Genomic DNA, 6,000 nt, shown 5'->3' with positions numbered 1-6,000 from the left:
CCCTCGGGGCAGCAACGGACCCGCGTGTCGGTTCTCGGGGTGGTTCTTCCGTCTTTCGGCGCGCCGAACGACGGCATCGAGCAGCCACCGCCGCACCGATCGCGCCGGCAGCAACACGTGAGCTGCTCCTTTCGCGAGGTGACACCCAACCACACCTTCAGCCGTACCCTCGCGTTCGCGACGCTGGAGCCGTGCTCGTGTTCGCCGGACCGCACCCTCGCGCCGCACGGGCGGCCTGCACTCCACCGTCGGTCGGCCACCCATGAGTCGGCAGATCGGTCCCACCGCCTACGTCGACGAGGCGTACATCCAGCAGCCCGGCCACCCCGGCGTATACCTCCTCGCCGCGGTGCTGGTCGAGTCCGACGAAATCGACGCGATCGGCGAGGCCGCCCGCGTCGCCGCCCGCGGCGAGCCGTTCCACGCCACGCAGCTGCACCACCGCGGACATGCCCGACAGATCGAGGACATGCTCGACGTGGTCAGCCAGTACGCGTCATGGAGCATCGTCGTGGCACACACCCCGATCAGTCAGGGCAACGAGCTGGCCCGGCAGACCGCCATGCAGCGCCTGCTGCGGGAGCTGCACGGCAGCCGGGTCTCCGACGTGATCCTCGACGTCCGCGGTAACCCCGTCGAGTGGGACGCCGCAGCGGCGAAAGGGCTGCCGATGCCGGAGATCAACTATCGGGACCGGGACACCTACCGGAGCCTGGCGGCCGGCAAGCAGATCTCGCACCGAATGCGGTTAATCCATCGCGACGACCGCCTCGAGCCGGGGCTGTGGCTGGCCGACGTGGTGGCCTGGTCTGCACGGCGAACACTCGCCGCCGACGAACCGCAGTGGTTCAACCGCGTCGTGGACGCCACCACCGTGTACGAGGCTGCCACTGGACAGCTGTTGGTCCTGAACAGCGAAGGAGCCGCTCCACCAGACGGCGATCGCGGCTCCCACAGGCAGGCCCAGCGCGGTCCGGAGACCGCCGCCCAACCCATGTTCCCTCTACCATACCCGGGAGCCGACGCAGGCGGCCAGTACCCGCGGATGGGTACGTTCATGACGTCCGTGCACGTCCAAGCGCAGCAGGCACGGCATCCGGCGGGCGCCGCACCATCCGACGTCGCGGCCCGCCTGCTCAGGCAGAACGAGCAGATCGCCGCGGACATCGCCGAGATCCGCCGGGCGCTAGCGACACCTCCCGCGACGTCCCCCGTCCCCGGTCCGCCACCCGCGCTCAGCACAGACAGGACGGATGCGGCGATAGACACACCAAACATCATCACTGCGCCGCCGGTCGCCGAGCTCGACTGAGCACCCGCTGCGGTTGGCTACGTTCACGACATCGCCGGCTGTGGACAAACGGTGTGGATAGCTTGTGGACAAGCCGCCGTACTTGTGGATATCTCGTCGGCGGCGGGCAGCGGCGGCGCCTGTGAGTTCCCAGTGGAACTGATCTCTTCTCACTGGATCTGATCTGTATCTGATCCGTCTCAGTGGTTCTGATCTGCCCCGACTCGAGGGTTCGTCGATGGCTGCCGATAGTCTGTGCCGGTCGTGCGGACGAGGAGGCGGCGGGTTGGGTGGTCTGGCGGCGCTGCGAGGCTCAGCGCCGGCGTCGCTGTCAGGCCTCGCGGTCGGGTACGTCGGTGCGGACGGACGGGAGCAGCGCGACGGCCTGGCTGCTGTGGCCACGATAACTTTCGAGTCGGTGCCGCCGGTCCGGTCGTTCCCGGTTTACCGAGGGCAGCGCAACAACACCGGGTTCGTACTGGTCAGCGACGGTGGGACACCGGATCGAACTCGAGTCCTGGGTCGAGCGAGACCACCTGATCGCCCTCGACTTCGACCCGTCGGTCGTGGCGATGGTGTCACAGCCGTTCCGGCTGCACTGAACCGAGCGCGGGGGCAAGGTGCGGCGGTACGCCCCGGCCTTCCTGGTACGCCTGGACGACGATGGGGCAGGTCGCGGTGCTGGGACTCGCGCCCGGCCGAGGCCGCCCGGAACGCCGCCGAGCAGCAGCACGCCGCGCCGGCCCATCGTACCGACGATGTCGACCGCCGGTACGAAACGCTGCTCACCGCCCTGGCCAGCAGTGGCTTCACCGCCACCGACGCCGGATTCGCCCGGTGACCGCCCGCCGTCGTACTCCGGCCCAGGTCCTCTACGGCGGGGCCGACGACCGTGTGCTGCGGCTGGCGCTGCTAGAGGAATGGGGATGGCGCTGTTATTGGCGCGGAGAGCCGTTGAGTGTCTCCATCGCGCAGATCGACCACATCATCCCGCAAACCGTGACCCCCGCCCGGCTCGCCGAGCTCATCGTGCGGCACCACCTGGCCGCCGACTTCGACCTGCACGCGCCAGCCAACCTCGCCCCGATCTGTGCGGCTTGTAACAACGACAAGCGCGACGGCGACTACCTCGAGGCACCTGCCGTGCACACGAAGCTGGTCACCGCACGCCGGCACGCGCCGGCGGTCGTCCGGCGGGTCGAGGCCCTCAAGACGGCCGTCGCAACCGGCCGTGCGCTCATCGCCGCCGCAACTGCGGACCTGACCCAGCCAAAAGCCCACGCCGAGTTCCTAGAATTCGCGCCAGCAGTCGTGCAAACCCTGGCGCTGCTGGACGAGGACCGGGCCGACTTCGTCGTGCGCCGCGATGTCGTTCTGTACCTCAGCAACGGCACCATACCGGCGTCCTTCACCCTTAATGCACGAGGCCGCGCGAGGTATGCATGGGTGGAGGAGATCTGCAGTAGGGCCTGGTCCGAGCTCATCGAGGACGGCATGCGCAAGATCGTCACTCACGCACAGGCATCGCTCGAGCCGGCCATCCGTGATGAATGCGGCGAGACCGCCAGCATCTTGTCCAGCAGCACCGACAGTCTGACGGCCACTATGGACATCGCCGACGTCCGTCGCGACGGCAGCCTTATGACATGCCAGGTGAGCGGGCAACTGGAGGCTCACTACAGCGCCCTCGTGCACGACGCCGGCCCCGACTTTGAGATCAGCTACATCGACGTGGAAGCAGACGTGGTCACCCGATTCCTTCTCACCGTGTCCTGGGACCTCACTGCAGCGCTCACTGAGCTCCCCGCCACCAACGTGGTCATCACCGGCACCGATGCTGACGTCGGGGGCGACCGGTTGTGGAAATGACCTGGCTGGGCAGCCATCTCCCGGCTGCCCGGCCAACGACGAGCCCACGCTTCACCGAAACCGCCACTTCAAGCTAGAGACGATGACCAGTGACGACTGCTCGCTGCTGCTCGACGTCGTCGATCGTCACGGCCAGCCACGGTGCGCATCAGCAGGACCGGACCGCCATCGGATAAGCCGTGCCGTTCACGCGTGCGAATGACGGTACGGGCGAGGTCACGAGCCTTCGACAGGGTGTGCAGCTAGGAGCTCTGATCAGTACGTCGGGCCGAGGGCGGTGGACGGCACTGCAGCCCCTTCAGTCCACCCGATAATGTCTCGTGGCCTCTGTCGAGTACGACCTGCACAAGCTGGGCTGGCGCGCCTTCCAGGATCTCTGTGCCGTGGTGCTGCAGCAGGTCCTAGGACAGACATTCCATACCTTTGCCGACAGCAACGATGCTGGCCGAGACGGCGCGTTCCACGGTCGGTGGGCCACCAACGCCACGAAGGATCAGGCCGAGCTAGGCGTGAGTGGGCCAACTGTGGCGCAATGCAAGTTCAGCGTGCAGGCGACTGGAACGCTTACGCCGTCCATGCTGGCCGACGAGATCTCCAAGGTCAAACGCCTGAACACGCGAGGTATGTGCGACTCGTACCTGCTCTTGACGAATCTGGCCGTGACCGGACGTACCGATGAGTGGCTACGGGAGCAACTGAGATCCCATGGTGTGCAGCACAGCCTGATCCTCGATGGTCGGTGGATCAGCCAGCAGATCAGCCAGCGGGCAGAGTTGCGACGGTATGTGCCGAGGGTCTACGGACTGGGTGACCTCGGCCAAATCTTGGATGATCGGCGCCTTCGTCAGGCCCGCGTCCTACTCAGCCGGCTGGAGGCGGACCTCGCAACCTTTGTGCCGACCACCGCATACCGCCGTGCCGCCGACGCGGTTGCCGACCACGGGTTCGTGCTGCTCCTCGGAGAACCGGCATGCGGGAAGTCGACCATCGCGGCAACGCTTGCAATGGCGGCCCTGGACAACTGGCAATGTGGCGTGCGCCGCGTGGACTCTGCAGAGGAGCTCGTCGCTGCCTGGAATCCCGACGAACCCAGCCAGCTGTTTTGGGTCGATGACGCGTTCGGTGGTATCCGCCATGATGCCGCACTCACTGATGGTTGGGCCCGTCGGATGGATCAAGTGATGGCGGCCGTGAATCAGGGTGCTCGGGTCATCCTCACCAGCCGCGACTACATCTACCGTGATGCGCGCCCCTATCTGAAGGAGTACGCCTACCCCCGGCTGCGGGAGCGCCAGGTCGCGATCGACGTCACCGACCTGAGCGACACGGAGAAACGCCAGATTCTGTACAACCATCTGAAAGCTGGCGACCAGCCACGCGAGATGCTCGAGCGGTGGCGCCCTCACCTGCGTCGCGCGGCGGCGGTCGACCGCTTCCAACCCGAGGTCGCCCGACGGCTGGGTCGACAAGCGTTTACCGCCACCGCCAAGCTGACCACCGGCGACCAACTCGTCCAATACTTCCAGCGTCCGGTGACCTTTCTCGGCGACGTCTTGCGCCAGTTGGAGGCGGGCCCCCGCGCGGCCCTGGCCTGCGTCTACATTTCTGGTGACGAACTCGCGACGCCGGTGCTCTTCACACCGCAGCTGACGGAGGCAGTGACTCGGCTTGGCGCAACCGAGCGCGACGTCCTGCGTGCCTTCTCAACCCTCAATGACACTTTTCTGCAGCAGGCGACCGACACCCAGGGCGAGCCGGTCTGGCGCTTCCGTCATCCAACGATCCGCGAAGGATTCGCCACCGTCGTCGCCGAGGACGCCAACGCGGTCTCGGTCTTCCTTGACGGACTCAATGATCACGAATTGCTCCTGCAGATCGATTGCGGTGGCGCTTCCGCACGAGGGGCATTGGTGCGCATACCCGGCAGCCTCTACCCACGAGTAGTCCCGCGAGTGACCCTCGAAGCCGCTGCGGGAGCGATATACCTCAACCCTCTCGCCGAGTTTCTAGTCCATCGTTGCTCGCCCGCGTTTCTCCGCTTGTGGGCAGCCGCCCACGAAGGGGATCTTGAATCCCTACTACGGTTCGGCGGATACATCAACGCTCATTGGCAGCCGAGGGTTCTCGGCAAGCTCAACGAGGCAGGCGCCCTGCCAGAGCAGATCCGATGCAAAGCAGTCGAACAGCTCGATACACTGGCGATGGACCTGATGGACGGCGGCTGGCTGGACGAGCCGGTATGTCGCCTATTTACCGACTCGGAGCGCTATGAACTCCTCGAGCGCATCCGGGAGGAGATCCTTCCTAACATCATCGATGAGATCGACCGATCGGCCGAAGGGTATGACGATGACGTCCACCCTGAAGGCCGCTACCAGGAGGCCCGATCGACGATTGCCGCCTACAAGCGAGCGTTTGCGGATGATGAGGAAATCGTCGATTCGCTCGATGACGCGGAGCGCTATTTGGAGCGGGCAATTGAGAGCGCCCAGAGCGAATACGAGGAGCCGTCGTCGCGGCTCGCCGAGCCATCGCTCCCAGAATGGGAGACAGGCGATGGCCGCGACGAGTTCGACGACATTAGCGATGGACATTGAACGATCGATCGGCCCGCTGCATGTTCCGTTCTGAGAACTGTAATGAGTCCCGCGTGACGGTGCACAACATCGAAACCTGGGCGGCGCGGTGCTACCTTGCCGTCGCCATCGGCGGGCAACTTCCGCCAAGTAGCGTGCAATATCTCCGCCAACTACTGCGCACGGTCACCATGGCCCTTTCTGCGACGGCCAGACGCCGTGGCCAACTGACGGCTGTGATCAGCGCCGGCGCGCCCGCGCCAT

3 protein-coding genes are annotated in these 6,000 nt (G+C 65.8%); all 3 read left to right on the top strand.

Annotated features, from left to right (window positions below):
* Positions 1-262 precede the first annotated feature (262 nt).
* Positions 263-1,312, top strand: a complete 1,050-nt coding sequence (locus AB0H83_RS29820) for a hypothetical protein (RefSeq protein ID WP_360100325.1) — start codon at positions 263-265, stop codon at positions 1,310-1,312.
* 816 nt (positions 1,313-2,128) lie between these two features.
* Positions 2,129-3,160, top strand: coding sequence for an HNH endonuclease signature motif containing protein (locus AB0H83_RS29815; protein WP_360100322.1), 1,032 nt, complete (start codon positions 2,129-2,131; stop codon positions 3,158-3,160).
* 320 nt (positions 3,161-3,480) lie between these two features.
* Positions 3,481-5,757, top strand: a complete 2,277-nt coding sequence (locus AB0H83_RS29810; RefSeq protein WP_360100319.1) for a hypothetical protein — start codon at positions 3,481-3,483, stop codon at positions 5,755-5,757.
* Positions 5,758-6,000: the final 243 nt, after the last annotated feature.

It is taken from the genome of Dactylosporangium sp. NPDC050688, assembly GCF_040654515.1.
In the GTDB taxonomy this organism is placed as follows: Bacteria; Actinomycetota; Actinomycetes; order Mycobacteriales; family Micromonosporaceae; genus Dactylosporangium.
The sequence above is the reverse complement of the archived record's forward strand: the minus strand, read 5'-3'. Positions and strand labels throughout refer to the sequence as shown.

Excerpts from the sequence above, each read along its gene's own strand:
- AB0H83_RS29820 (WP_360100325.1), top strand. The coding sequence starts at position 263 with ATGAGTCGGCAGATCGGTCCCACCGCCTACGTCGACGAGGCGTACATC.